Raw genomic sequence first — 25,493 nt, forward strand, 5'->3', positions numbered from 1 at the left:
GCCACGTTGCATCCAGTCATCCGGCCCTCGCCAGCCATCTCGTTTTTCGCCGGTCCACCTCGTTTCGCAGGCTTAGTCGCGAGCGCCCGACGCACAGCAAGGAAAATATCCATGAAATACGTTCGGCTCGGCCGCACCGGCCTTGAAGTCAGCCGCATCTGCTTTGGCTGCATGTCATTCGGCAAGATCACCGAGGAGCGCCCTTGGGTGCTGGGGCTGGACGACGCCCGCTCGCTCTATCAGCGCGCCTGGGACCAAGGCATCAATTTCTTTGATACCGCCAATGTCTATGCCCAGGGCAGCAGCGAGGAAATCACCGGCGCCCTGATCAAGGAACTGGCGCCTCGCCAGGAAATCGTGCTGGCCACCAAGGTGTTCGGCCGCATGCGCCCCGGCCCCAACGGGCAGGGCCTGTCGCGTGGCGCGATCATGGCCGAAATCGACAATAGCCTGCGCCGGCTCGGCACCGACTATGTCGATCTCTACCAGATCCATCGCTTCGATCCGGTCACCCCGGTTGAGGAAACCATGGAAGCGCTCAATGATATCGTCCGGGCCGGCAAGGCGCGCTATATCGGCGCCTCGTCCATGTATGCCTGGCAATTTGCCAAGCTGCAGAACGCCGCCGAGCGTCATGGCTGGACCCCGTTTGTGTCCATGCAGGACCAGCTCAGCCTGGTCTATCGCGAGGAAGAGCGCGAAATGCTCCCCTTGTGCCGCGACCAGGGCATTGCCGTCCTGCCATGGAGCCCGCTCGGCGGCGGCAAGCTTGCCCGTTCCTGGGGCACCGCCACCAAGCGCGCGACCACCGACCGCTACAACAAATCGATGTATGAAAAGGACGATACCAAAGCCATCGTCGATGCGGTGGAGGTCGTGGCCAAGGCGCGCAATGTGTCGATGGCGCAGGTCGCCATGGCCTGGGTGCTGGCGCAGCCTGGCGTCACCTCACCCATCGTCGGGGTCAGCAAGATGGGCCATCTCGAAGACGCCGTGGCATCGACCGATCTGGTGCTGAGCCCTGAGGAAATCGCCCAGCTCCAGGCGCCATATCAGCCCTTGGTCGTCACCGGCTTCTAGGCTTTACTGGCCGGATGCGTCCGGCCCACACTCCCATCACGAGGCAGTCTTTCATGTCCACCCTGACCATCCCCGATCTGGCCGGCAAGGCCGTGCTCATCACCGGCGCCTCGACCGGCATCGGCGCTGCCCTGGCGCGCGGTTTCGCCGCCCAGGGTGCGCTCGTTGGCCTGCACTACAATTCCAGCGTGGATGCCGCTTCGGCGCTTGCCGGCGATATCGAGAAGAAAGGCGGCAAGGTCGTGCTGATCAAGGCCGATGCCAACCAGTCCAGCGAAATGGCCGGTGCGGTCGACCAAACTGCCCAGCATTTCGGGCGCTTGGACGGACTGATCAACAATGCCGGCGGCATGGTCGCCCGCGTCAAATACGAGGACATGACCGATGCCCATTACGACGCGGTGATGGACCTCAACGCCAGCTCGGTCCTGGCCGCCTGTACGGCCGCCATTCCCCACCTCAAGCGCCAAACCGACAGCTTTATCATCAACACCACCTCCATCGCCGCCCGCAATGGCGCCGGCGGCGGCGCGGGCATCTACGGCTCGTCCAAGTCATTCGTCGCCAATGTCACCCGGGGCATGGCCAAGGAACTCATCGCTTTCGGCATTCGCGTCAATGCCGTCGCCCCTGGCGTCATCGACACCCCGTTCCACGAGCGCTATTCCACCGCGGCCCAGATGCAGGCCATGCTCGCCAGCATTCCGCAGGGTCGCGTCGGCACACCCGACGACTGCCTGGGCGCCTTTTTGTTCCTCGCCTCCCAAACGCTGTCCGGCTATATCATCGGCCAGACCATTGAGGTCAATGGCGGCCAGTTGATGCCCTGATGCAGCCCGTAGGGTGCAGGGCCGGCCCGCCCTGCTGAACCGATTTGCTGAACCGATCCGCCCCAGGCTTCGTATCGCTGCCAAAGACACGGAGCGTGAAATGGCTGGCAAGAAGATCGCCTGGGTCACTGGGGCCGGAACCGGCATCGGCCGCGAAGTTGCCCTTCGTTTGGCCCAGGATGGCTGGCAGGTCGCCGTCAGTGCCCGCACTGCCGATGATCTGGCAAGCCTTGCGGCCGAGCTCCCCGGCGCCATTCTCGCCTATCCCCTGGACGTGACCGACCGCGCTGCGGTCGCCACCACCGCCAACAGCATTCGCGATGCGCTGGGGCCGTTCGATCTGGTCGTGCTCAGTGCCGGAACCTACGTGCCGATGTCGGCCAAGGATTTCGACATCGATGGCTTCGCAAAAACCATCGATGTCAATCTGATGGGCACCGTCAATTGCCTTGATGCCGTCATGGCGCCGATGATCGCGCGGCGCAATGGCCGCATCGCGGTACTGGCTTCGGTATCGGGGTTTGTCGGCCTGCCCGCCGCCGGCGCCTATGGCGCCAGCAAGGCCGCGCTCATCAACCTGTGCGAAGCGCTCCGGCCCGACCTGGACCGCCATGGCGTGGCCATTTCGATCATCAATCCCGGCTTCGTCGACACGCCCCTGACCAAAAAGAACGACTTCCCCATGCCGTTCCTGATCCCGGTTTCCGAGGCCGGCGACGCCATCATGGCCGGCCTCAAATCGGATCGCTTCGAGATCGTCTTTCCCTGGCAGATGTCCATCGCCATGAAAACCCTAGCGCTGCTGCCCCACCGGCTGCTCTTCGCAATCACCAGGCGCATGCTGCGCTAGGACGTTCCGAAGGTCTCGCCAAGATCGTCCAGTCGACACCTCCCCCTGCCAGGAGGAGGATCAAGGTGGGGGTTGACTGCCGCCGTATCGAAGCTTCCGCGATCTATTTGACGCTAGCTATCCGGTTTCTCGCGCACCACGCTGCTGGCAAACCGGGTGGCCGCGGCCTTGTGCCGGAACAAGGGCACGCCCTTGCGCCAGAGCTTAAGCGCTTCCCAATGGATGGCGCCCATGATCTTGAGCGTCATGAGCGGATAGGCCAGCAGCGCGCGTCCCAGCGCGGCCCCGCTCAATGGCTGCCTCTCTCCGGCAAACGCCGCCCGCAGCAGCAGGCCTTCGCCATCGGTCTCGTCGATCCGGACCAGCACCCGTTCGCCGGGCGGCTCGATGTGAAAATGATAATCGCAATCCATCGGCACGAACGGGGACACATACATCGCCTTGGCGCAGGAGTGTTCCACCGCCCCGCCATCCTGTCCCGCCCGGATGACATAGGTATGGCGTTCACCGAACGTGTTGCAAACCTCGTAGAGGATCGCCCGTAGCCGGCCCTCGGCGTCGCTGCAGAAATAGACCGTCAGCGGGTTGAACACATAGCCGAACATACGCGGATAGCACAGCATGCTGATGCCTGGCCGCCCCATGGCGATGCCGGCGGCCGCCAATTGCGCCTCGACCCAGGCGCGCAAGCCGCCCGCACGGCCATCGCCATGATCCGTCTCCCAAAAGCTGAAAATGCCATGTCGGTTGACGCCGAACAATCGGGACAGCCGTCCCAGCGCAGGCAATTCGTCCAGGTCGAGCAACAGTGAAAACACGCGATAATGCAGGCTGTGTCGGCGCGGCCGCAGCCGCGTATGCACCACATGGCCTGCATAGATCGCCGAGCGCAGCCTCATTCGGCTGCCTCGAGCAGTGGCGCAAGGCTGATCCGGTCCGACTCGCCCTGGACCGACCACGGCCGGCGCACGCCGCCCAGCGCCTCGGCGACCGACAGACCCGATTGCAGGGCGTCCTCGTGAAAGCCATAGCCGAAATAGCTGCCGCAAAACCAGGTATTGCGCTGCCCCTGCAACCGCCAGAACTGTTGCTGCGCCGCAAGCGCCGCCGCGTCGAACAGCGGATGGGAATAGCCGAACCGGCCGATGACCTTGTCGGGCGCGATGTCCCGTGTCGGATTGAGCGTGACCAACAGCGGATGCTTGGTCTCCAACTGCTGCAGACGGTTCATCCAATAGGTGACGCAGAGCGGCCGATCGCCCACTCCGCAGCTTTCCCCGATATAGTTCCAGCTCGACCACACGCGCCGCCGCCGCGGCATCAGGCTGATGTCGCTATGCAGCACCGCCGCGTTGTCGCTGTAGCGCATTGCGCCCAGCAGGCTGCGCTCCGGCCCATCCGCATCCGCCAGCAATTTCAGCGTCTGATCGGCATGGCTGGCAATCACCACGTCGCTGAATTGATCGGTGCGTCCGAACATGTCGGTGATCTGCACCATCCCCGCCTCGCGCCTGATCCCCGTGACCGCGCATCCCAGCCGCGTCTCGCCTTTGAACTGCGCCATCAATCGGCTGACATATTCGCGGCTGCCCCCCGTCACGGTGCGCCACTTTGGCCGCATCGTCAGGTTCAATAGGCTATGGCTGTTGAAGAATCGGATAAACGCCTTGAGCGGATAAAGCCGCATGTCACGCGCCGAGATCGACCAGATGGCCGCGCCCATGGGCAGCAGGTGATCCTCGATGAAGGCGGTGCAGTAATTGTTTGCGTCCAGGTACTCCCCCAGGGTAACCGCATCCAGTTCGCTCCGCTCCAAAAGCCCCGGGGCCTCGCGATAGAACCTGACGATGTCAAGCATCATCAGCCAGAACCGGCCGCGCCCGATATTGCCGCGCTGCCCGATCAGCCCATTGAGCCCGTTGCTGGAATATTCCAGCGCGCCATTGTCCAGCGAGGCGGCGAACGACATGTTGGACGCTTGGCTGGCGGCCCCCAGATGGTCCAGCAAGGCGACCAGGTTGGGATAGTTCTGCTCATTATAAACAATGAACCCGGTATCGACTGCAACGCTGTTGAGACCGACCGGGACTTGGATGGTGTGGGCATGCCCTCCCACCCGCTCGTCGGCCTCGTACAGCGTTACCTTGTGGCGCTGGCTGAGCAGCCACGCGGCGGACAATCCAGCGATCCCGGAGCCCACGACTGCGATAGTGCGCTCGCCAAAAACCTCGCCTGATCTCATCTCGTGCAGCACGGGCATTCCTTTACCTGTTGTACTGCTAGATACGGGCGCCACCGGGAAATGGACTTCGGCTGCGCCAAAAAATCCGCGCGATCAATGATCCAGCCCTCGCGGCCATGCGTAACAGCACCATGAATTCGCTCCCTTTTACCCAAGCTTGTCCGCCCCGCCCGTTGATACCGGCTCTCGGGGCCGTTCTGCGCCTAGTCAGGCCGGAACGTTCTGTTCATAGTGCGCGCATGACCCCACAAAGTGACGGCAGAGACGATCTATCCATGTCCGACCTGCTTGTAACGGTCGGACAAAGCCAGGACGTCGACGCCTTCGAAGCGCTCTTCCGCTATTTCGCACCGCGCATAAAGGCCTACATGTCCCGCGGTGGCGGCAGCGCTTCGGCCGAGGAGCTGATGCAGGAAACCATGGTGGCGGTGTGGAAAAAGGCCGCCCTGTACGACCCCGCGCGCGGCGCCGCATCGACCTGGATTTTTTCGATCGCCCGCAATCAGCGCATCGATGCGTTCCGCCGCGAACGCCGACCCGACTTCGACCGCAACGATCCCGCCTTCGTGCCCGATGCCGATCCTGCCGCCGACAGTCTGATCGAAGCCTTCGAGGATGCGGGACGCCTGCGCGTGGCCCTTGCGGCCTTGCCGGGCGATCAGGCCGAAGTGCTCAAGCTCGCCTTTTTCGAGGATCAGTCGCAAAGCGCCATCGCTACCGCCCTCAACGTGCCCCTGGGCACCGTCAAGTCGCGCATGCGCCTGGCTTTCGTCAAGCTGCGCGCCGCCATCGGCCGGTCGGGAGACCCGGCATGAGCATTGTCCATCACCTCAATGACGATCTCGTGGTCAGCTATGCTGCCGGTGCCTTGAGTGAAGGCTGGAGCATCGCCGTCGCTACCCATCTGGCACTGTGCCCATCCTGTCGCCGGCGCTTGGCGGCCGCCGAGGCCATTGGTGGCTCGCTGCTGGAAAACCTGCCGGCCAAGGTGCCGGCCGCGTCATCCTGGGATGCCGTCCGCGCCCGCCTGTCCACCCCGGACGTCTCCGACGCGCCTCCCGCGTTCCCATCCACGCCCGTCCTGCCGCAACCCTTGCGCGATTATGTCGGGGGCGATCTGGGCTCGGTGCGCTGGCAGGCTCTGGGCAAGGGCGCCTCCCAACTGCGCATCCGCACCCGGGACCGCAGCACCCAGGTGCGCCTGTTGCGCATTCCGGCCGGCAGGCCCGTGCCCGAACATACCCATGGCGGCCGCGAGCTGACGCTGGTGCTCTCGGGCAGTTTCCACGATGGCGACGGCGCAACGATCTTCGCCCGAGGCGACATCGAGGACGCCGATGCTAGCTTGACCCATACCCCCACCGCAACGCCGCAAGGCGATTGCATCTGCCTGGCGGTGACCGACGCGCCGCTGCGCTTCAGCAGCTGGATCGTCCGGCTCGTGCAACCCATTCTTGGCATCTAGGCGAGGACGCCCATGTTGAAATTCGCAATCGCCTACGCCGCCACCGCCGTCATCTTCTTTGCCTGCGATTTCGTCTGGCTCTCGGTCATGGGCAATGGGTTCTACCGCGATCGCATCGGCGCCCTGATGCTGGACAAGCCGAACCTGGCCATCGCCGGCCTGTTCTACCTGGTTTATGTCGGCGGCATCGTTTTCCTTGCGGTTACGCCGGCCTTGGCGAGCGGCAATTGGACCACCGCCCTGCTCGCGGGCCTGGTGCTTGGCCTTGTCGCCTATGGCACCTATGATCTGACCAATCTGTCGACGCTCAGGAACTGGCCCGTATCGGTGGCTATCATCGACCTGGCCTGGGGCACCGTCCTGACCGCTGCTGCGGCGACCGGTGGCCTGCTGGTCACCCGCTGGCTCTCTCCCGGGCAATAGCGAACGCTCCACCAGCACGAGGACCGTAAGCGCATCGCTTGGGAGTTGTCACGGCAGTGACTCCGCGTCTACAACCGACCGACACAATTGGGTTCGGCCAAATTTCCCATCTCATGACCATCCTCGACCACGCCACCGCTGCACGGCTGACCCAGGCCCTCGCCGCCGGTGCGCAGCCGACCATCGCCGTCCTGTCCGACCTGTTTACCAGCCTTCCCGGCATACGCACCGCGACGTTCATTGCCACAGCGCCTGACCGCACCGTCACCCATCGCATCGGCACCTCGGACCCGGTGCATTTCCCCATCGGCAATGTCGACCCCATCGATGACGGCGCCTGGAACCGGCGCATCTTCGGGGATCGCCTTCCGGTCATCGGCAACGATGTTGCGGGCATGGCGCACTTCATTCCCGAAACCGACCAATTGGTCGCCCTGAACTATGGCGCCATCGCCTGCTTTCCCATCCTGATCGCCGGCGACGTTCGCGGCGTCGTCGCTCTTTTGGGCGATGCCGGCATCTTCACGCCGACAACCCTTGCCGACATCGCCTCGCTGCTGCCCACTGCCGCGTTGCTCTTCACCTTCGAGGGGATCAGCGAGCGATGATGAACCGGCCTGCAACCAGCCCCGCGCGCCGGATCGAGAATTCTTCAACCAGGGAGACTGCCATGCGCCTGTACAAGACGCTCGCTGCCGTCGCCTTCGGAGCGGTGATGACCGTTTCGGGAGCGATCGCCGCGACGCCTGCCAATACCCTCGTCATCGCCGACGCGATCGACGATATCATCACCCTTGATCCCGCCGAAGTCAGCGAAGTGGGCGGCGTGCTCGCCAGTCAGCAGATTTACCAGCCGCTGGTGTCGTTCGACCCAGCCGATCCCACCAGGATCACCGGCGTCCTCGCCGAAAGCTGGACCGTGTCGGAGGACGGCAAGACCTTCACCTTCAAGATGAACCCGGCGGCCAAGTTCGCCTCGGGCAATCCGGTGACGGCCCGTGACGCCGAATATTCGCTGCAGCGCGTCATCCTGATCGATAGCCGCATTTCCTTTATCCTGACCCAGTTCGGCCTGACCAAGGACAACGTCGCCGAAAACATCAAGGCCACCGACGACGTCACCCTGGTGCTCCAGGTCGACCAGAAATATGCCCCCAGCTTCGTGCTCTACGTGCTGTCCTCCTATACCGGCGGCATCGTCGACTCCACCATCGTCAAGCAGCATGAAGGCCAGACCGCCGATGGCGCCAATGACTACGGCAATGCTTGGCTCAAGAGCGAGAACTCGGCGGGCTCGGGCCCCTACGTGCTGACCAAGTGGGATCCCAAGGTCTCGATCCTGCTCTCGCGCAACGACAATTTCTGGCAGACCCCTCCGGGTGTCGAACGCATCTTCCTTCAGCACATGCCCGAAAGCGCCACCCAGCGCCTAGCGCTGGAAAAGGGCGACATCGATATCGCCAACAAGCTGGGCCCCGACGATATCGGCGCCGTCTCGGCCAATCCGGACGTCTCGATCCTGGAAGGCAATTCCTCCACCATCTATTATTTCGGCCTCAACGTGCGCAATGCGGCCTTGAGCAATCCCAAAGTGGTCGAGGCGATGAAGTACCTGGTCGATTACCAGGGCATTGCCGACTCGATCGGCCGCGGCACCGTCAAGGTGCACCAGACCATGATTCCCGACGGCTTCCTGGGCGGCGGCATCGACTACCACCCCTATGCGCTCGACATCGAAAAGGCCAAGGCCCTGATCGCCGAAAGTGGCGTCGCCACCCCGATCAAGCTGGCGACCGTGGTCTGGAACGTGCCGCCGTATACCGAATATGCCCAGGCTGTGCAGGCCACCATGGCTCAGGCCGGCATCGAACTCGATCTACAGGTCGTCGATGGCGGCCAGTGGCTCGAGCGCTATCGCAGCCATGATCTGGATATCTGGTTTGGCCTCTGGGGCCCCGACTATCCCGATCCCCATTCCAACGCCAAGGCCTTTACCGTCAACGATCCGGCCGATCCCGATGGCAACAAGGGCAATCTCGCCGACCGCTTCGGCTGGAATTCCGGTCCGTTGTCCGCCGAGGTCCTCGCTGCCGTCCAGGAGCAGGACGTGGAAAAGCGCAAGGTGCTCTACGACACCATCCAGCGCGCCCACACCGACAGCTCGCCCTTCGTCTACATGTTCCAGGACAGCCGCAAGGTTGCCATGCGCTCCACCGTCAAGGGCGTTGTGCTGGGGATCACGTTTTCGGACGACAGGTATGGCGGGGTGATGAAGGAATAGGCGTTACCTGCATTGTCTCAGTCGACTCCCTCCCCCTTGTGGGGAGGGCAATCTTTCCTCTCCCCGTCGGGGAGAGGTCGGATCGGCGCAGCCGAGACGGGTGAGGGGGCTTTGCTCCGCCCACCTGGAACGACGTCGAATCCCCCTCATCCGGCGCTGCGCGCCACCTTCTCCCCGACGGGGAGAAGAAAAGGACTTGCCCTTGAACCCTGCCCTTCCACCCGCTTTGCGCCTCCTCTTCGGCATTGCCTCTTGGCTCCTGACCGTGGTGATCACCCTGCTCGGCCTGGCGGCATTGACCTTTTTCATCGGCCGCGTCCTGCCGATCGATCCGGTGCTCAAGATCGTCGGCGAAAAGGCCAGCCCCGAAGTGTACGAGCGCGTCTTCCTCGAACTGGGCCTCGACAAGCCCGTCTACCAGCAATTCTGGGACTACATCACCAAGCTGCTGCGCGGCGATTTCGGCATCTCTTTTTCCACCACGCGTCCGGTCTTGACCGACCTGCTCAATTTTTTCCCTGCCACCCTGGAGCTCTCGACCATCGGTCTCGCCATCGGCGTTGTTCTGGGTGTTCCCATGGGCGTCGCCTCTGCCTATTGGCACGAAAAGTGGCCCGATCACCTGCTGCGTATCGTTGGCCTCGTCGGCTATTCGGTTCCCATCTTCTGGCTGGGCCTCGTCGGCCTCTTCGTCTTCTACTATCGCCTGGGCTGGGTCGCCGGCCCCGGCCAGCTCGACGTCTTTTACGTCGGCGTCGTTGATCGCTGGACCGGCTCCATCCTCCTCGACAGTGCCCTGCAGCGCGAGTGGGACATCTTTTTCAACGCCATCAGCCACATGATCCTGCCCGCCCTGCTGCTCGGCTATTATAGCCTGGCCTATATCTCGCGCATGACCCGCTCGGTGATGCTCGACCAGCTCACCCGCGAATACGTGCTGACCGCGCGCCTCAAGGGCGCCAGCGAACTTCGCGTTGTCATGGGCCACGCGCTGCGCAACGCTGCCATCCCCCTGGTCACCGTCATCGCCCTGAGCTACGGCGGCCTGCTCGAAGGCTCGGTCCTGATCGAAACCATTTTCTCCTGGCCAGGCATCGGCAACTACCTCTATTCCTCCCTTTTCGCCGCCGACATGAACGCCGTCCTCGGCGGCACGCTGCTGGTTGGCGCAGTCTTCGTCTTCCTCAACATGCTGAGCGATGTGCTCTACCGCACGCTCGACCCGAGGGCGCGATGAGGGGAGATGGGTCGGTGTCAGCAGGTTCATCCATTTCCACGACCGCAGCGCATTCGGCTTCGGCCTCCCCTCGCCCCTCAGGGGAGAGGGCAAGACGATCCGCCGCAGGCGGGTCGTCGCGGGTGAGGGGTGCGATGCCGAGGCATAACGCTTGGTGCAGCATCGCACCCCTCACCCGCCGCTACGCGGCGACCTCTCCCCTGAGGGGCGAGGTGAGCCAGTGCGACACCGATACGTCAAAAGTTACTCGGGGAAGCTCGCCATGACCGTGATTGCCGACCCGATCGATCCCCGCCGCGCCCTGCGCGCCGCCCGCATTGCCGAATTCAGGAGCTTCGCCCGCCGGTTCCTGCGCAATCCGCTTGGCGTCGTCGGGCTGGTCATCGTCATCGCCCTCCTGCTTTGCGCTGCGCTCGCGCCGATCCTTGCCACCCACGATCCCTATCTGCCCGCCCTTGGCGACCGCCTCGCTTCGCCCGGACCCCAATACTGGTTCGGCGCCGATGAACTGGGCCGCGACATCTATTCGCGCATCATCTATGGCTCACGCCTGACCCTCCTCATCGTCGCCCTGGTCATCGTTACCTCGGCCCCGGTCGGGCTCGTCATCGGCGCCGTCTCGGGCACTTATGGCGGCTGGATCGATCGCATCTTCATGCGCATCACCGACGTCTTTCTCGCCATCCCCAAGCTGCTGCTGGCCCTGGCCTTCGTGGCGGCGCTCGGTCCCGGCATCGTTAACGCGGCGCTGGCCATCACGCTGACCGCCTGGCCGCCCTATGCCCGCCTTGCCCGCGCCGAAGCCCTGGTCGTGCGCAATTCCGACTACGTCAACGCCATCCGCCTCGCCGGCGCCTCGGATGTCCACATCATCGTGTTCCACGTCATGCCCATGTGCCTGTCCTCGGTCATCGTCCGCATGACCTTCGACATGGCGGGCATCATCCTGACTGCTGCGGGCCTCGGCTTCATCGGGCTGGGCGCCCAGCCGCCGCTGCCCGAATGGGGCGCCATGATCTCGACCGGCCGCAAGTTCATCTTTGATCAATGGTGGGTGGCAACCGTTCCCGGCTTTGCCATTTTCATCGTCAGCCTCGGCTTCAACCTCCTGGGCGATGCCTTGCGTGACCTGCTCGATCCCCATCTGAGGCAGCGCCGATGATCGACGACCTCGTCAAAATCGAAAACCTACGCGTCGCCTTTCCCGACGGCAACGGCGCCATGCTGGAAGCCGTTCGCGGCGTGTCGTTCACCCTGGGCCGCGAAAAGCTCGGCATTGTCGGCGAAAGTGGCTCCGGCAAGAGCCTGACCGGTCGCGCCCTGCTCGGCGTCTTGCCATCCTATGCCCGCGTCAGCGTCGACCGCCTGGCCTTTGACGGCATCGATCTGACCACCGCGTCTCCTCGCCAGCGGCGCTCCCTGCGCGGCGGCCGCATGGGGATGATCCTGCAGGACCCAAAATTCTCGCTCAATCCGGTCATGCGCGTCGGCCTGCAGATCGTCGAGGCCATTCGTATCGGCGACCGCAAACTCCCCAAGCGCGACGCCATCAGGCAGACCCTTGCCATCCTCGAAGCCGTCCACATCCGCGACCCCGAGCGCGTCTTTTCGCTCTATCCGCACGAACTCTCCGGCGGCATGGGCCAGCGCGTCATGATTGCCATGATGGTCGTGCGCGAGCCCGACTTGCTGATCGCCGACGAGCCCACTTCGGCCCTGGACGTGACCGTGCAAACCCAGGTCCTCTCCATCCTCGACGAACTGGTCACCCGCCGCGGCATCGGGCTGATCTTCATCAGCCACGACCTGCGCCTCGTCTCCCGCTTCTGCGACCGCGTCATCGTCATGTATGCCGGCCAGATCGTCGAAACCATCCGTGCCGATCGCCTCAACGAGGCGACGCATCCCTATACCAGGGGCCTGCTCGCCTGCCTGCCCACCATCGATGGCCCGCTCGACCCGCTGCCCGTCTTGCAGCGCGAGGCGAGCTGGCTGGAGGCGACCCCATGATCGAAGTCGACCATCTGACGGTTAGCTTCGGTCCATCCACCGCCGTCCGCGATGTGAGCTTTGCCGTCGCCCAGGGCGAGAGTTTCGGCCTGGTCGGGGAATCGGGCTCCGGCAAATCCACGATTTTACGCACCATCATGGGCCTCAATGCCGACTGGTCCGGCTCCATCAAGATCGCCGGCCAGGACACCAAATCGACCAGCCGCACCGATCTTGCGCGCCGCGCCCAGATGGTATTCCAGGACCCCTATGCCTCGCTGCATCCGCGCTATGTCATCGGCCAGGCGATCGCCGAACCCATGCGTATCAACAACATGAAGAACGTCGAAGCCCGCACCCTGGAATTGCTCGACCTGATCGGGCTCGGCAGCCAGTTCCGCTTCCGCTTTCCCCACGAACTCTCCGGCGGCCAGCGCCAGCGTGTCGCCATCGCCCGCGCCCTGGCGCTCGATCCGCGCATCCTGCTGCTCGACGAGCCGACCTCGGCGCTCGACGTATCGATCCAGGCCGAGATCCTGAACCTGCTCAACCGGCTGCGGCGGGAACTGGGACTGACGTTCGTCATCGTCAGCCACGATCTGGCAGTGATTTCCTATATGTGCGACCGCTTGATGGTCATGCGCGATGCCCAGGCCGTCGAAACCCTGACCCGCGAGCAACTGCGGGCCCGCGACCTCGCGCACAGCTATACCCGCGAACTGGTGGCCGCCAGCGGATCATAAGGCGAGACGGGTTGTTCAGCCGCGCGACCTGCCCATCAACACCGCCAGACCTCTGTTTAATATGCTTAAAAAACATTTTGCGTTGCGGCAATCTCGTGCTTAAGTGCGATCGCGCGCCGCCGGTCTTGGAGAAGCCGGCATACACCAGGCGTTGCAAGGGAGTTGAACATGAAAATCAATACACTGGGCCGCCGCGCGGTCCTGGGTCTGTCGACGATTGCGCTGGCAGCGGGCATGCTGGGCTCGTCCGTCAGCCTGGCGCAAGACGTAACCATTCCTATCATCGTCAAGGACACCACCTCGTTCTATTGGCAGATCGTGCTCGCCGGCGCCCGCGCCGCCGGCAAGGATCTCGGCGTCACCGTGCCTGAACTCGGCGCACAGGCCGAAACCGACATCAACGGCCAGATCTCGATCCTCGAGAACGCCGTTGCCGGCAATCCCGCGGCCATCGTCATCGCGCCGACCGAACGGACCGCCTTGGGTGCCCCGATTACCGAGGCGGCCAATTCCGTGCCGATCATCGGCATCGACTCGTCCGCCGAATCGACCGCCTTCACCTCGTTTTTGACCACCGACAACGTCCAGGGCGGCCGCATTGCCGCCGACGGTCTCGCCGCTGCCATCACCGCGGCAACCGGCAAGGCCGAGGGCGAAGTGGCCCTGATCACCAATTCGCCCAATGCCGGCTCGCTCGAAGAGCGCAAGCAGGGCTTTATCGAGCAGCTCGCCGCCAAATATCCCGGCCTGACGCTGGTTGCCGATAAGTATGCCGACGGCCAGGCCGCCACCGGTCTCAACATCACCACCGACCTGCTGACCGCCTATCCCAACTTGGTCGGCATCTTCGCGTCCAACCTGATCCAGGCCCAGGGCGCGGGCCAGGCGATCGCCGAAAATGGCGCTGCCGCCAAGGTCGCCCTGATCGGCTTCGACAGTGACGACAAGCTGGTGGGCTTCCTCAAGGACGGCACCATCGATGCGCTGGTGGTGCAGGACCCCTACCGGATGGGCTACGACGGCATCAAGACCGCGCTCGCCGCCTCCAAGGGCGAAACCGTCGAAAAGTTCGTCGATACCGGTGCCAACCTGATCACCACGGCCAACATGAACGACGCCCGTAGCGTTGAACTGCTGAACCCCAAGGTCAACTAAGGCGATGACGGGGCGCAGGACCGAGTGGCCTTGCGCCCCGCTTCAAGCGGGGGAGACCTGATTTGACCGAGCTTTCGAGCGGCGCCGCCTTGCCCGATCCGGCTGTTGCGCTGGCGGCCGACATGCCCATCCTGCAATTGCGCAATCTCGAAAAGCACTACGGCCATGTCCAGGCGCTCAAGCCGAGCTCGCTGAACTTCACCCGCGGCGAAATCCACGCCATCGTCGGCGAGAACGGCGCCGGCAAATCCACCCTGATCAAGCTGCTCACCGGGGTCATCCGTCGCACCGGCGGCACCATCGTCTGGAACGGCACCGAAGTCGATCTGGCCAGTCCCAACGAGGCCATCGCCCACGGCATCAACGCCGTGCATCAGGAAGTCGTGCTGTGCCGCCATCTTTCGGTTGCCGCCAATATTTTCCTTGGCGACGAGACCGTCAAGTTCGGCCTGCTGCAGAAGCGCGCCATGACCCGCGCTGCCCAGACCATCCTCGATGACATGGGCTTCAGCCTGCCTGCCGACGCATTGTTGGGCTCGCTCACCATCGGCCAGCAGCAACTGGTCGCCACCGCCCGCGCGTCCCTGCGCGGCACTAAATTCATCATCTTCGATGAACCCACCGCCTACCTCACCCGCCAGGAAGCCGCCCAGCTGTTCGCGCTGATCCGGCGCCTGCAGGGCGAGGGCGTCACCATCGTTTACATCAGCCACCGCATGGAAGAAGTCTTCGAGATTGCCGATCGGGTTTCGGTGCTGCGCGATGGCCTTCTGGTGGGCACCCGCAATATCGAGGACACCAACGACGCCGAGCTCGTGGCGCTGATGATCAATCGCCGGCTCGACCAGATTTACCACAAGGAAACCATTCCTTTCGGCAAGCTGCTGCTGCAGGCCAGGTCGCTGTCCGGCAAGGGCTTTTCCGATATTTCCATCAGCGTGCGCGCCGGCGAGATCGTCGGCCTTTATGGCCTGATCGGCGCCGGGCGCAGCGAATTTGCGCTCAGCCTTTTCGGCCGCAATCCCAAGACCAGCGGTGACATTGAGTGGCAAGGCAAGCCGGTCGACATTTCCAATGAGCGCACCGCCATCAACCTGGGCATTGCCCTGGCGCCCGAAAGCCGTCGCGACCAGGGCCTTAATCTCAACCTGCCCATCGGGCTCAATATCAACCTGCCGGTCTATGACAAGCTGTCGCGCGGCCTTGTCGTCGATGCCGGCGAGGAAAAGCGCCGGGCCGATCTGCAGATCCGCAATCTGGGCATCAAGACGCCCTCGCGCCGGTCGCTGGCCTCCTCGATGTCGGGCGGCAACCAGCAAAAGATCGTCATCGGCAAATGGCTCAACCATGGCGCTGAACTGTTCATCTTTGACGAGCCGACCGTGGGCGTCGATGTCGGCACCAAGGCCGAAATCTACCGCCTTTTTGCCGAACTGCTCAGGAACGGCGCCGGCATTATCCTGATCTCGTCCTACCTGCCCGAGGTCTATGAGCTGGCCGATACGCTGCATGTCTTCCGCGACGGCAGGCTGACCGGCACGCAGACCTATCGGGAAAAATCGCACGAAGACATTCTGGCAGAGGCCATCGGCGTCTGACGCCGCCATCGGAGAGCGTGATGACCACCGAAGTAACCCCGACGACGACCAAGGCCAGGCGCGATCTCGGCTTCCTGTTCGCACTGACGCTGGTGGGCCTGCTGCTGCTGCTCTGCATCGTCCTGAGCATCGCCACGCCCAACTTCGCCACCCCCAACAATATCTCCAACCTGCTGCGGCAGGGCTCGATGATCGCCATCCTGGCGATCGGGCAGACCTTTGTCATCATCACTGCCGGCATCGATTTGTCGGTCGGCGCCATTGTCGGCTTTTCCACCGTGGTCGTTGCCGGGCTGATCCAGTCCGGCGTGCCGATCTGGCTGGCCATCGTCATCACCCTGGTCATGGGGCTGGCCATCGGCTTTTTTCATGCCTTCGGCATCGTCAAGATGGGCCTGCCCCCCTTCATCATCACGCTGGCCACACTGACCTCGCTGCGCGGCATCGGCCTGTTGATGACCAATGGCTCCACCATCAACATCACCAACGAAGCGTTCACGCAGTTCTCGCGCGAAAGCTTTCTGGGCATTCCCAACCTGTTCTGGATGGTGGTGATCGTCGCCATCCCGGCCTATGTCTTCCTGCACCTGAGCAAATGGGGCCGCTATCTCTACGCCGTCGGCTCCAATCCCGAATCCGCCCGCCTGTCCGGCGTCAGCGTCCCTCGCATGATCTTTATCGCCTATGGCTTGTCGGCCATGTTCGCCGCCTTCGTCGGCATTATGCTGGCTGCCCGCTTGGGCGTCGGCAATGCCACCCAGGGCGAGGGCTGGGAATTGCAGGCCATTGCCTCCACCGTGATCGGCGGCACGTCGCTGTTCGGCGCCGTCGGCTCGGTGCACGGACCCCTGATCGGCGCCTTCATCCTGGCCACGATCAGCAATGGCGCCAACCTGTTGAACGTCAATTCGTTCTGGCAGCGCATCATCACCGGCTTTTTGATCATCGTCATCGTCTTCTTCGACCAGCTCCGTCGCCGCGGCCGCTGATCGGCGGCTCAGTCCCGGCGGACCCGCTGCCCGATCTGCCGCCTGATCGTGCTGGGTGGAAATCCCACGCGGTCCTTGAAAAATCGCGAAAAGCTCGATTGGGCGGCAAAGCCCAGGCTCTTGGCGATATCGTCCAGCGATTGGCGCGAATGCATCATCCGATAGGCCTGTTCCAGCACCAGGGCGTCCATGAACATATGCGGCGCGACCCCGATGCCGCTGCGGAATTGCTCATAGAAGTGCGAGCGCGACAGCCCCGCCGCGCGCGCCACGCCGCCAAGATCGATATGCAGATGGGGATGCGCCTCCAACTGCCGCCGTGCCCGGCGAATGCGAAAATCACACATCTCTTGGGCGCCGCGATTGACCAAGACCGCGCTCGATGCCGCTTCGATCAGGTCCGCGATGACCGCTTCAAACGCCACGGCATCAAGGCCTGACGGCTCGCAAATCGCCCCGGACACCTGCTGCACCAAACCCCGCACCGGCGCGTCGGCCAATCCCAGATTCTGGGCAAAACCGACCGCCGGCCCGAAACGCTTGTCCATCCAGGCTCGCTCGATATAGAGCGCCAGCATGGTCGTCGGCTGCTCGGCCTGGATGGGATCGTCGCTATGGCGCTGCCAGGGATTGATCAACAAGCTCTGCGCATCGCTCAGCACGCGCTCCTGTCCCTCGATCAGCAGGCGCCGGTCGCCGCCGCCGGTCTTGAACAGCAAATGCATGAAGGGATGGGCATGACCGGCCACCGGCTCGCGAATGGCAAAAAACGTCGCCCGCCCAAACGCGCCTTCGCGCGCTCCCATCACCCCGACCATGCTGCTCCTCCACCGCAGCGCCGGCCGTTTTCGGCATCCATGCGCTGCAATCCCCACGCTACCGGCTCCCATCCCCCATCACAACCACGTCGCCATCATGTCTTTACCCAATCCCACCGCATCCCCCAAGCAATCCCCTCTTCTCGAGCAAGAGTCATGGGGATACAAGTAACGCTCCTGCCAAAACCTCCCAGCCGACACCTCCCCCTACCAGGGGGAGGATCAAGGTGGGGGTTTGCCATCCCCGATAACCGGGCTCCCTCCCCACCCATTCTCCCCCTGCCAGGGAACGAGCCGTCCTGCGACACGCGCCGGATCGTGGCCACGCCATGTGCGATAGCCCTAACTCTCCACGCGAGCAGAGCCCCAGACGCATCGCCCTTATCCCCGCCCCACCATCTCCGCCGCGATCTTTTCGGCCATCATGATCGTGGGCGTATTGGTATTGGCGCGCGGGATCGATGGCATCAGCGAGGCATCCACCACCCGCAGATTGTCGATCCCATGCACCAGGCCGGTGTGACCCGTCACCGCCATCGAATCATGCGCCCGGCCCATCTTGAGCGTACCCGAAGCATGCCAGACGCCGCCCACCGAAGCCTTAAGAAAATCCGCCAGCGCCGCGTCGTCGCGCATCAGGCGGTTCAGGTCCAGCCCCAGCGTCACCACATTGTGGATCAGCCACGCCCGCGCCGGTCCCGCCCAATCGAGCATGCCCGAAAAGGCGCCACGTTGCAGCGTGTTGAAAAAACTGGGAACGCCCAGGGCCGCCACCCGTGCCGAGTAACTGGTGGGAAATGCCGGCCCCGCCGACGCCAGCATCCCCTCATGGGTCAGCGCTCCCGCTCCGACGCGGAAGCCGTGCATCAACCGCGACACGTCGCGCGGGTCCGCCAGCAGGTTGAAATCCACCACCGGCTCGACCCGTGGATCGGCGCTTGCCAAGTCCAGCCGCCCGCGCGAAAACGGCTTGTTGAGCCAGATGAACAGCGTGCCCACCCGCTGCCCGATCGAGTGCCAGCCCGACCGCCCGATAAACGCCGCATGCAGATCCCCCGGCGGGGCGTCCGGCAGGTCCGAGGTGAACCGCAAGATGGCATGGTCGTGATGCTCGTTGAGATCGCGCATCCGCATCGATGGCGGCAGGTAGGTGCTGACCGCCGTCGAGGCATGCTCCATCAGATTGCCGCCCACCCCTGGTCTATCCAGTGCCACATCGATGCCCAAGGCCTGCAGCGCCGCGCCCGGCCCGATGCCGCTGCGCATCAGCAGTGCCGGCGAATGAATGGCGCCCGATGCCACGATCACCTCGTCCGCCCTGAGCGTCCGGCCGGCGCCACCGCCAAACGGCGTCACCACCGCGCCGACCGCCTTGCGGCCGTCCAGCACCAGCCGCTCGGCCAGGTGCTCGGTCAGGATGGTCAAGTTCGGTCGTGCCCGTACCGCCGCGCTCAGATAGGCCACCGAGGTCGGCACCCGCTCCCCATCATCGCTCACCGCGACGGCACCCACATAGATGCCGTCGACCCAGTCGGCATTCTGGTCGGGTCGCTGCACGAAACTCTGCTGTTTCAACGACGCGATGACGCCCTTGGCAAACGGCGACATGCGCGCGTCCGAAATGCGCCGGATCGGGATCGGGCCATCCTTGCCATGATAGGCGCCATCGAAATCGACATCGCGTTCCAGCTTGCGAAAATACGGCAGCACCTCGTCGAACGACCAGCCCGGCGCCCCCAGGGCGACCCATTCGTCGTAATCGGCCGGCGCGCCGCGATTGGCCACCATTGCATTGACCGCCGAACCGCCGCCGAGCAGGCGGCCTTGCTCGTATTTTCGGGCACTGCGCGCAGCGCCCGGCGTCACCGGCGCACCCAGATAGGCCTTCAAGTCCGGCCAGATATTGTTGTCGTCGGCATAGGCCAGCCCCGGATAGCGGCTGCGCACATGCGGCGCCATGCTCTGGGCGCTCAAGTTCCGTCCGGCCTCGACCAGCGTCACCCTGTTGGCGGCGATCTCGCTCAGTCGCGCCGCCAGTACGCAGCCTGCCGAGCCGCCCCCCAAAATCAGATAGTCCATGCCCCCTCCGCCGCAATGCCGACCTATTAATAAAAGCCTGCCGTGCCCCCGCCTACAGTGGCGCGCCCCCGAATTTGACGCAGGGTCCGATTATCGCCGCCGGCTCACCCACCGCCCTTTCATTGCCGTGCCCGCAGCGCCACGATAGTGTGCAATCGCAGCGCCAACCCGGTCGACTACGCGACGACCGCCGGGAAAAGGACAAGCCATGGCTTTCACCAGCACCAATCCGGCCACCGGCGCAGTGATTGCGCACTATCCCGAACATTCTCCCGAGCAAATCGAGCATCTCCTCACCCAGGCCGCCGCTGCACATCGCGATTGGGCCGCCCGGCCGGCCTCCGAACGGGTTGCCGTGATGACCCGATTGGGCCAATTGCTCGAGGAGCGCGCGGATCGCTATGGGGCGCTGATCACCGCCGAAATGGGCAAGCCCCTTGCCGAGGCGCGCGGCGAGGTCATCAAGGCCGCCGGTGCGGCCAGGCATTTTGCCGATCATGTCGACCAGTACTTTGCCGACGAGCCGATTGCCGGCACGCCCGCCGTGCTGCACTACGAATCGCTCGGGCTGATCTTTGGCATCATGCCGTGGAACCTGCCGTTCTGGCAGGTGCTGCGCTTTTTCATCCCCACCGCCCTTTCGGGCAATGTCGTGCTGCTCAAGCATGCCGAAACCGTCCAGGGCAGCGCAATCGCCCTCGAGGAGGTCATCCGCGACGCGGGCGCTCCCGCCGGCGTCTACGCCAATATCGCCATAGAGCGCGACGCGGCCGCCGCCATCATCGCCGATCCACGCGTCGCCGCCGTCACCCTGACCGGCAGCGAACGTGCCGGCCGCGCCGTCGCCGAAACCGCCGGCCGCCATGGCAAGAAGGTGGTGCTGGAACTCGGCGGCTCGGACCCCTTCATCGTCTTCGCCGATGCCGATTTCGACAAGGCGGTCCAGCTCGGCATCACCTCGCGCTTTTCCAACAATGCCCAGAGTTGCATCGCGGCCAAGCGCTTCCTGATCGAGCGCCCGATCTTTGATCGCTATGTCGAGGCCTTCGCCAAGGCCGCCGATGCCATCGCCGTGGGCGACCCCATGCAGGCGACAACCCGGCTCGGCCCCCTGGCCAAGCCCGATATTCTAGCCAGCATCGAGCGCCAGGTCGACCAGGCCGTCAAAGCCGGCGGCCGCGTCGTCACCGGCGGTGCGCCCATCGAGGGCGCCGGCTACTTTTACCGCCCCACGGTGCTTGTCGGCGTCGATCCGCAATCGGCCGTGGCCCGCGAGGAATTCTTCGGCCCCGTCGCCTTGATGTTTGCCTTCGACAGCGAGGACGATGCCATCGAGCGAGCCAATGACACCAGCTTCGGCCTCGGCGCCGCCGTCTGGTCGTCCGATCCCGCCAAGGCCCGCCGCGTCGCCGGCCGCCTGCAGGCCGGCGCAGTATTCGTAAACGACTTCGTCCGCTCCGACGCCCGTGCGCCCTTCGGCGGCACCAAGAGCTCCGGCTTCGGCCGCGAACTGGGTGGCCTGGGCGCTCGCGAACTCACCAATCCCAAGTTGATCTGGACTGCCTAGCGTCTCTCCAGCGTGCGCCAGCCGGCATCTTCCCAATACGCCACCGCTTGCCGAAGGCAATCATGGGCCATGTGCATCGTTCCATCGGGTTCAACGATCATGACCCGCTGCACGCTGTTGTCGTTGTACAGGCTGACCATGAAATCCTCGACCGTCAAACCCGGATAATCCACGATCGGCACCGTAACCGTCTCCACCCGCAGCACCGCCTTGCCGGAACCAATCGCGAAAACCTGTGCCAAGGCAGCCGAGCGCTCAGCCAGCACAGCGCGCCACGCCAACACGTCCTCGGCGCCGAGCAAGACGTCCGGCATGCTGGCTCGCGCCTGCTCGAAGACCCGGTCGGCGAAATGGTCGAGCAGCACCGCGACCAGCATCGTCTTGCGCAGCGACAACGGCGCCAGAACGCTCCGGCGCTGCTCGGCGGCAATCAGCGCGAAATGCTGCTCTAATGTCACACCAGATGCTGACCAAAGAACGCCAAAGTCCGCTCATTGGCAAGCTTGCTGCTGGCCGTGTCATGACTGCTGGGCCGGTCGAAATTGCAAAACCCGTGTCCGGCCGGATAGAGATAGACCGGCACGTCCGGATAGGCCTGCCGCAAGGCTTCGATCTGCTCCAGCGGAATGCCGCTGTCATTGTCGCCAAAGTGCATCTCGATCGGAATTTGCGGCGCCAGCCCGATATAGTTGGGCACCCCGCCCCCGTAATACCCTGAGGCGGCCGCCAGACCCAGCCCGGCATGGGCCGATCGCCACGAGATTGCCCCGCCAAAGCAATAGCCGGTGATGCCCACCTTGCCAGCCTCGGTGACCGAAGCCACCGCGGCCTCGACATCGGGCAGCGTGGAGGCGGGATTGAACCCCTGCAACAGCTCGCCGATCTTGGCAAAGCCGGTCGGGCCGTAATCTTCGCTTTCGTAGCCCGGCTCGATCCGGTCCATCAGCGCCGGCGCTACCGTGACATAGCCTTCGCCCGCATAACGATCGACCTCGCTGCGCACGAAATTGTTCAAGCCCCAGACTTCGTGGATCAGCACCACGGCGCCCTTGGCCTTGCCAGCCGGCTCCGCACGATACGCATTGAAAGTGAACCCGTCGCCCGACGTCAGTTTGATCCGTTCGCCCATGGTCAGGCTCCTGTGCTGGTTGCGTGTCGGCTGTCTGCCGGCCATCCGTCATAGCCGACCAAACCGTCACACGCCACTGCAGCCCCGCGTCGCAATGCCGAAATTGCCGCGCCAGGAAAGGCATGCGGTGGAATGCCCAGGCATTCCACCGCAGTGAGATCGATCGGTTACTGGCAGATCGGCCAGCCTTGCATGCCCGGCACGCAAGGCGCCGGATCATTGGCAATGCCAGGACGCGCAATGGGGCCGCCATTGCCCTGGCGCGGAATCTCGCCATTGCCGGGCCGGCCGTCACTGTTATTGCCCTGATCGCCAGGACGGCCCTGGCCATTGTCCGACCACTCGGGACGATCGTCGTCGCCGCGCCAGTCGGGGCGGTCGCGATCATTGCCGCGCCAATCCGGGCGGTCCCGATCATTGCCGCGCCAATCTGGACGATCATATCCATTGTTCCAATCAGGGCGGTTATTGCCCGGGCGACGCGGGGGATTAAACGATGGGGGACGGCCGAAGTTGAACTGGAACTCGACCGATGGCCGTGTTGGCCGGCCCAGATCGGCCAGATACTGCCAAGACACCCAGCCGTTCAGGCCACGTTTTTCCACATAGCACCAACCGCCCCGGCAGCCCTCGACATCCACGCGCTCGCCGCGCTGCAAGACGTCGACGGCATCATATCCCGAACTGGGTCCCGAGCGAACATTGACGTTCGCCGTGGCCACTGCCGGAGCCGCAAGCGCAGCTCCAGCCATGGCGACCAAGACGGTGCCACTGATGGCGGCTTTGAGAATGCCCCGATGAATTTGCATTCCGATCTCCTGAAGTGTTACGGACGGTTAGCGCCCGGTACTTCACAAGGCGCCATGGCGCCTGAACATCGGATGAACACAGCCGCACCGACTGCGCTAATTTTCAGCACGCTCGGGCGCCGGTCGGTCGTAAAGCCCGACGACCTCTCCTGCCGCCAGCACATGCCCTTTCAATGCCGCCAGCACGTCGGCGCGCTTGGCGCCGGGGTCCAATCCCAGGCTGGCAATATCCAGGGCGAACACCTGGAAGTGGTAGTGATGCGCGGGATCGTCCAGCGGTGGCTTGGGACCGGTATAGCCGGTCGATCCCATCGAATTGGTGCCTTGCTTGACGTCTTCGGGCTCGACCAGCACCGGATCGGTTGCAAGTCCCTCCGGCAATTGCGTGATCTGTGCGCCGATATCGAAGGCAATCCAGTGCACGAAGGGCTTGGGCATCTTGGCGTTCGGGTCCTCGGCCAGCACCACATAAGATTTGGCGTCTGCCGGCGCACCGGTCCATGACAATTTGGGTGAGGCGTTATGGCCCATCGCCGCATGCGCGATCGGGATCGTCTCGCCATCCGCAAAGCTGGCCGTCACCGAAAGTTTATCGTCGCTCGATGGTTCGACCAGGTCGATCGCGATATCGCTGGGCGCAGGCTTGCCCGTCACATCGGGCGGGCTTGTCGATATGGCATCGGCCAGGGTATCGGCCCCCGTATAGGAGATGCGGTACAGCACGCCATTGGTATCGTCGGAAAACAGTAGCGCGCCCTCGGGCGTTACCGCCAATCCAGCCGGGCGGCCCAAAAACCCGTAGCCTCCATCCTCCGCCTCGATCAGCAGGCCCTCGGCAAACCGCTCCCAGGCCACGGGCTTGCCATCCTCGAAATGAATGCGCGTGATTTCATACCCGCTCGGCGGCCGGCGGTTCCAGGACCCACGCATCGCCACGAACGCGTCTCCCGAATAGTCCGCCGGAAACGCCGTGCCAGTGTAGAACGCCATCTGCATCGGCGCGCTATGGGGCGTGTAGCCGACCACAGGCTCAACACTCATCTCGGCCAACTGCTCCAGCGGGATATCCGCAGTTGGATTGAGGCGCGGATTGGAATTGGAGAAGTCATAGGTATAGGGCCAACCATAGTCCTTGCCTTGCTCGATATGGTTGAATTCCTCCTGCTGTGCCTCGTCGCCCAGCCAGTCGATGCCGTGATCGGCGCCATAAAGCTCGCCCGTTTCGGGCTGCCAGCCGAACCCGATGGTGTTGCGCAGTCCGGTCGCAAAGATTGTGCGGCTCTTGCCGTCCTTGCCGGCGCGCAGCACGGTGGCGTTTTCCGGATTGGGGTCCTCGCATTCGTTGCAGGTCGATCCCACGGTGATGTAGAGCATGCCGTCCGGCCCGATTGCGATGGTGCGATTGGCGTGCTGGCCGGCATCGGGCAGATCGTCGATGATCCGGGTCAATTCGCCCAAGGTCCCATCCGCTTGGATGGGGGCCGTATAGACATCGTTGACGCTGACCAGGTACGCCGTATCGCCGTCGATCGCCATGCCGTGCATGCCCGGGCGGCCCGCAACCACGGTGAAATCCTCATATTTGCCGTCGCCATCCGCGTCGTTCAGCCGAATGACATCGCCGACGCTGCGTCGCGTAACATAAACGGTTCCGTCGTCGGCCACCGCGATCATGCGCGGATTGACCAGATCGCGCGCCACCACTTCCACCTCGAACCCGTCCGGCACCTTGATATGGCTGGCCAGTTCCGCGTCGTCGGAGATCTCGATGGGCCGAGGCTCCAGAATACTGCCCTTCACGGTGGAATCGGAATAAAGCCCGTTTTCTCCCTGGGGCTGGGCGACAGCGGAAGATGCTGCGCTGGAAAGCAAAAGCACGCAAAACAGGGCTGTCGTGGTACGGTATCTGGTCATTGTCCGGCCTCGGGTGGGGAATGCAGAAGCCCAAACGTCACCCGCCGCTATTGGTTCAAGCAAGCTCATGGATCATCCGGCCTGAGCACCCGCACACGATCCCACAAAATCGCTGGTGCGCCACTGATCCTATGGGCGGCCTGACTCGTATCGTTAAAGCCGCTGCGGCGGGGTCGGAGAGGTGGTGGTAACGCTGCCTCTCCGGTCGACTGCGCCCATTGCCGATTTGAACTGCGCCGGCAAGGTCGTATAGTCCTTTGCCAGCACGGATCTATCCTCGCCCACGCTTGCGCAG

Annotated in this window: 24 protein-coding genes; 16 read left to right on the top strand and 8 right to left on the bottom strand. The window is 63.8% G+C overall.

Annotated features, from left to right (window positions below; all coding sequences use genetic code 11):
* The first annotated feature begins 111 nt into the window (after positions 1-111).
* From ACFE8X_RS06675 to ACFE8X_RS06685, 3 genes are all read left to right on the top strand, one after another.
* Positions 112-1,080, top strand: coding sequence for an aldo/keto reductase (locus tag ACFE8X_RS06675; protein WP_375450673.1), 969 nt, complete (start codon positions 112-114; stop codon positions 1,078-1,080).
* Positions 1,081-1,133: 53 nt separating this feature from the next.
* Complete coding sequence (locus tag ACFE8X_RS06680; RefSeq protein WP_375450674.1) at positions 1,134-1,910, top strand: SDR family NAD(P)-dependent oxidoreductase; 777 nt, start codon at positions 1,134-1,136, stop codon at positions 1,908-1,910.
* Between the two features lie 100 nt (positions 1,911-2,010).
* Positions 2,011-2,760: an SDR family NAD(P)-dependent oxidoreductase gene (locus ACFE8X_RS06685; protein ID WP_375450675.1), complete on the top strand. Its 750-nt coding sequence runs from the start codon at positions 2,011-2,013 to the stop codon at positions 2,758-2,760.
* 113 nt (positions 2,761-2,873) lie between these two features.
* Here the strand turns inward: ACFE8X_RS06685 and ACFE8X_RS06690 are convergent, their stop codons facing one another.
* Together ACFE8X_RS06690 and ACFE8X_RS06695 are read right to left on the bottom strand one after the other, a co-directional pair.
* Entirely contained in the window at positions 2,874-3,659 is a 786-nt protein-coding gene (locus ACFE8X_RS06690; RefSeq protein WP_375450676.1) for a DUF1365 domain-containing protein, read from the bottom strand.
* Complete coding sequence (locus ACFE8X_RS06695; protein ID WP_375450677.1) at positions 3,656-5,020, bottom strand: NAD(P)/FAD-dependent oxidoreductase; 1,365 nt, start codon at positions 5,018-5,020, stop codon at positions 3,656-3,658. Before ACFE8X_RS06695 ends, ACFE8X_RS06690 begins: the two co-directional genes overlap by 4 nt.
* Before the next feature lie 257 nt (positions 5,021-5,277).
* Here ACFE8X_RS06695 and ACFE8X_RS06700 point away from each other — a divergent pair, with 257 nt between their 5' ends.
* The 12 genes from ACFE8X_RS06700 to ACFE8X_RS06755 all read left to right on the top strand — a co-directional run bounded on the left by ACFE8X_RS06700 (position 5,278) and on the right by ACFE8X_RS06755 (position 16,882).
* Positions 5,278-5,817, top strand: coding sequence for a sigma-70 family RNA polymerase sigma factor (locus ACFE8X_RS06700; RefSeq protein WP_375450678.1), 540 nt, complete (start codon positions 5,278-5,280; stop codon positions 5,815-5,817).
* Entirely contained in the window at positions 5,814-6,467 is a 654-nt protein-coding gene (locus tag ACFE8X_RS06705; protein ID WP_375450679.1) for a ChrR family anti-sigma-E factor, read from the top strand. Before ACFE8X_RS06700 ends, ACFE8X_RS06705 begins: the two co-directional genes overlap by 4 nt.
* 12 nt (positions 6,468-6,479) lie before the next feature.
* Positions 6,480-6,890, top strand: a complete 411-nt coding sequence (locus ACFE8X_RS06710; RefSeq protein WP_375450680.1) for a DUF2177 family protein — start codon at positions 6,480-6,482, stop codon at positions 6,888-6,890.
* Positions 6,891-7,003: 113 nt separating this feature from the next.
* Complete coding sequence (locus tag ACFE8X_RS06715; protein WP_375450681.1) at positions 7,004-7,498, top strand: hypothetical protein; 495 nt, start codon at positions 7,004-7,006, stop codon at positions 7,496-7,498.
* A gap of 62 nt (positions 7,499-7,560) precedes the next feature.
* Complete coding sequence (locus ACFE8X_RS06720; RefSeq protein ID WP_375450682.1) at positions 7,561-9,171, top strand: ABC transporter substrate-binding protein; 1,611 nt, start codon at positions 7,561-7,563, stop codon at positions 9,169-9,171.
* A 202-nt stretch (positions 9,172-9,373) separates the two neighbouring features.
* On the top strand, positions 9,374-10,408 hold the full coding sequence (locus ACFE8X_RS06725) for an ABC transporter permease (protein ID WP_375450683.1): 1,035 nt from the start codon (positions 9,374-9,376) through the stop codon (positions 10,406-10,408).
* Between the two features lie 262 nt (positions 10,409-10,670).
* On the top strand, positions 10,671-11,570 hold the full coding sequence (locus ACFE8X_RS06730) for an ABC transporter permease (RefSeq protein WP_375450684.1): 900 nt from the start codon (positions 10,671-10,673) through the stop codon (positions 11,568-11,570).
* Positions 11,567-12,418: an ABC transporter ATP-binding protein gene (locus ACFE8X_RS06735; RefSeq protein ID WP_375450685.1), complete on the top strand. Its 852-nt coding sequence runs from the start codon at positions 11,567-11,569 to the stop codon at positions 12,416-12,418. The genes ACFE8X_RS06730 and ACFE8X_RS06735 overlap by 4 nt, the downstream gene beginning before the upstream one ends.
* Positions 12,415-13,140 carry an ABC transporter ATP-binding protein gene (locus ACFE8X_RS06740; protein WP_375450686.1) on the top strand — a complete coding sequence of 242 codons (726 nt, stop codon included), beginning with the start codon at positions 12,415-12,417 and terminating at the stop codon, positions 13,138-13,140. Before ACFE8X_RS06735 ends, ACFE8X_RS06740 begins: the two co-directional genes overlap by 4 nt.
* Positions 13,141-13,308: 168 nt before the next feature.
* Positions 13,309-14,295 (top strand): ABC transporter substrate-binding protein, encoded by a 987-nt coding sequence (locus ACFE8X_RS06745; protein ID WP_375450687.1) that lies wholly within the window; start codon positions 13,309-13,311, stop codon positions 14,293-14,295.
* 122 nt (positions 14,296-14,417) lie between these two features.
* Entirely contained in the window at positions 14,418-15,893 is a 1,476-nt protein-coding gene (locus tag ACFE8X_RS06750; RefSeq protein ID WP_375450848.1) for a sugar ABC transporter ATP-binding protein, read from the top strand.
* A gap of 20 nt (positions 15,894-15,913) precedes the next feature.
* Positions 15,914-16,882 (top strand): ABC transporter permease, encoded by a 969-nt coding sequence (locus tag ACFE8X_RS06755; protein ID WP_375450688.1) that lies wholly within the window; start codon positions 15,914-15,916, stop codon positions 16,880-16,882.
* Between the two features lie 8 nt (positions 16,883-16,890).
* Here ACFE8X_RS06755 and ACFE8X_RS06760 read toward each other — a convergent pair whose 3' ends face one another.
* Both ACFE8X_RS06760 and ACFE8X_RS06765 read right to left on the bottom strand, forming a co-directional pair.
* Positions 16,891-17,700: a helix-turn-helix domain-containing protein gene (locus ACFE8X_RS06760; protein WP_375450689.1), complete on the bottom strand. Its 810-nt coding sequence runs from the start codon at positions 17,698-17,700 to the stop codon at positions 16,891-16,893.
* A 381-nt stretch (positions 17,701-18,081) separates the two neighbouring features.
* On the bottom strand, positions 18,082-19,779 hold the full coding sequence (locus tag ACFE8X_RS06765; RefSeq protein ID WP_375450690.1) for a GMC family oxidoreductase: 1,698 nt from the start codon (positions 19,777-19,779) through the stop codon (positions 18,082-18,084).
* Positions 19,780-19,987: 208 nt separating this feature from the next.
* Here ACFE8X_RS06765 and ACFE8X_RS06770 point away from each other — a divergent pair, with 208 nt between their 5' ends.
* Positions 19,988-21,346, top strand: a complete 1,359-nt coding sequence (locus ACFE8X_RS06770; RefSeq protein ID WP_375450691.1) for an aldehyde dehydrogenase family protein — start codon at positions 19,988-19,990, stop codon at positions 21,344-21,346.
* Here the strand turns inward: ACFE8X_RS06770 and ACFE8X_RS06775 are convergent.
* From ACFE8X_RS06775 to ACFE8X_RS06790, 4 genes are all read right to left on the bottom strand, one after another.
* On the bottom strand, positions 21,343-21,804 hold the full coding sequence (locus tag ACFE8X_RS06775) for a hypothetical protein (protein WP_375450692.1): 462 nt from the start codon (positions 21,802-21,804) through the stop codon (positions 21,343-21,345). The genes ACFE8X_RS06770 and ACFE8X_RS06775 overlap by 4 nt on opposite strands.
* Entirely contained in the window at positions 21,801-22,475 is a 675-nt protein-coding gene (locus ACFE8X_RS06780) for a dienelactone hydrolase family protein (RefSeq protein ID WP_375450693.1), read from the bottom strand. The genes ACFE8X_RS06775 and ACFE8X_RS06780 overlap by 4 nt, the downstream gene beginning before the upstream one ends.
* 167 nt (positions 22,476-22,642) lie before the next feature.
* Positions 22,643-23,284: an SH3 domain-containing protein gene (locus tag ACFE8X_RS06785; protein ID WP_375450694.1), complete on the bottom strand. Its 642-nt coding sequence runs from the start codon at positions 23,282-23,284 to the stop codon at positions 22,643-22,645.
* 96 nt (positions 23,285-23,380) lie between these two features.
* Complete coding sequence (locus ACFE8X_RS06790) at positions 23,381-25,198, bottom strand: YbhB/YbcL family Raf kinase inhibitor-like protein (RefSeq protein ID WP_375450695.1); 1,818 nt, start codon at positions 25,196-25,198, stop codon at positions 23,381-23,383.
* Positions 25,199-25,493: the final 295 nt, after the last annotated feature.

It is taken from the genome of uncultured Devosia sp. (assembly GCF_964244875.1).
In the GTDB taxonomy this organism is placed as follows: Bacteria; Pseudomonadota; Alphaproteobacteria; order Rhizobiales; family Devosiaceae; genus Devosia.

Excerpts from the sequence above, each read along its gene's own strand:
- ACFE8X_RS06675 (WP_375450673.1), top strand. The coding sequence starts at position 112 with ATGAAATACGTTCGGCTCGGCCGCACCGGCCTTGAAGTCAGCCGCATC.
- ACFE8X_RS06680 (WP_375450674.1), top strand. The coding sequence starts at position 1,134 with ATGTCCACCCTGACCATCCCCGATCTGGCCGGCAAGGCCGTGCTCATC.
- ACFE8X_RS06685 (WP_375450675.1), top strand. The coding sequence starts at position 2,011 with ATGGCTGGCAAGAAGATCGCCTGGGTCACTGGGGCCGGAACCGGCATC.
- ACFE8X_RS06690 (WP_375450676.1), bottom strand. The coding sequence starts at position 3,659 with ATGAGGCTGCGCTCGGCGATCTATGCAGGCCATGTGGTGCATACGCGG.
- ACFE8X_RS06695 (WP_375450677.1), bottom strand. The coding sequence starts at position 5,020 with ATGCCCGTGCTGCACGAGATGAGATCAGGCGAGGTTTTTGGCGAGCGC.
- ACFE8X_RS06700 (WP_375450678.1), top strand. The coding sequence starts at position 5,278 with ATGTCCGACCTGCTTGTAACGGTCGGACAAAGCCAGGACGTCGACGCC.
- ACFE8X_RS06705 (WP_375450679.1), top strand. The coding sequence starts at position 5,814 with ATGAGCATTGTCCATCACCTCAATGACGATCTCGTGGTCAGCTATGCT.
- ACFE8X_RS06710 (WP_375450680.1), top strand. The coding sequence starts at position 6,480 with ATGTTGAAATTCGCAATCGCCTACGCCGCCACCGCCGTCATCTTCTTT.
- ACFE8X_RS06715 (WP_375450681.1), top strand. The coding sequence starts at position 7,004 with ATGACCATCCTCGACCACGCCACCGCTGCACGGCTGACCCAGGCCCTC.
- ACFE8X_RS06720 (WP_375450682.1), top strand. The coding sequence starts at position 7,561 with ATGCGCCTGTACAAGACGCTCGCTGCCGTCGCCTTCGGAGCGGTGATG.
- ACFE8X_RS06730 (WP_375450684.1), top strand. The coding sequence starts at position 10,671 with ATGACCGTGATTGCCGACCCGATCGATCCCCGCCGCGCCCTGCGCGCC.
- ACFE8X_RS06735 (WP_375450685.1), top strand. The coding sequence starts at position 11,567 with ATGATCGACGACCTCGTCAAAATCGAAAACCTACGCGTCGCCTTTCCC.
- ACFE8X_RS06740 (WP_375450686.1), top strand. The coding sequence starts at position 12,415 with ATGATCGAAGTCGACCATCTGACGGTTAGCTTCGGTCCATCCACCGCC.
- ACFE8X_RS06745 (WP_375450687.1), top strand. The coding sequence starts at position 13,309 with ATGAAAATCAATACACTGGGCCGCCGCGCGGTCCTGGGTCTGTCGACG.
- ACFE8X_RS06750 (WP_375450848.1), top strand. The coding sequence starts at position 14,418 with ATGCCCATCCTGCAATTGCGCAATCTCGAAAAGCACTACGGCCATGTC.
- ACFE8X_RS06755 (WP_375450688.1), top strand. The coding sequence starts at position 15,914 with ATGACCACCGAAGTAACCCCGACGACGACCAAGGCCAGGCGCGATCTC.
- ACFE8X_RS06760 (WP_375450689.1), bottom strand. The coding sequence starts at position 17,700 with ATGGTCGGGGTGATGGGAGCGCGCGAAGGCGCGTTTGGGCGGGCGACG.
- ACFE8X_RS06765 (WP_375450690.1), bottom strand. The coding sequence starts at position 19,779 with ATGGACTATCTGATTTTGGGGGGCGGCTCGGCAGGCTGCGTACTGGCG.
- ACFE8X_RS06770 (WP_375450691.1), top strand. The coding sequence starts at position 19,988 with ATGGCTTTCACCAGCACCAATCCGGCCACCGGCGCAGTGATTGCGCAC.
- ACFE8X_RS06780 (WP_375450693.1), bottom strand. The coding sequence starts at position 22,475 with ATGGGCGAACGGATCAAACTGACGTCGGGCGACGGGTTCACTTTCAAT.
- ACFE8X_RS06785 (WP_375450694.1), bottom strand. The coding sequence starts at position 23,284 with ATGCAAATTCATCGGGGCATTCTCAAAGCCGCCATCAGTGGCACCGTC.
- ACFE8X_RS06790 (WP_375450695.1), bottom strand. The coding sequence starts at position 25,198 with ATGACCAGATACCGTACCACGACAGCCCTGTTTTGCGTGCTTTTGCTT.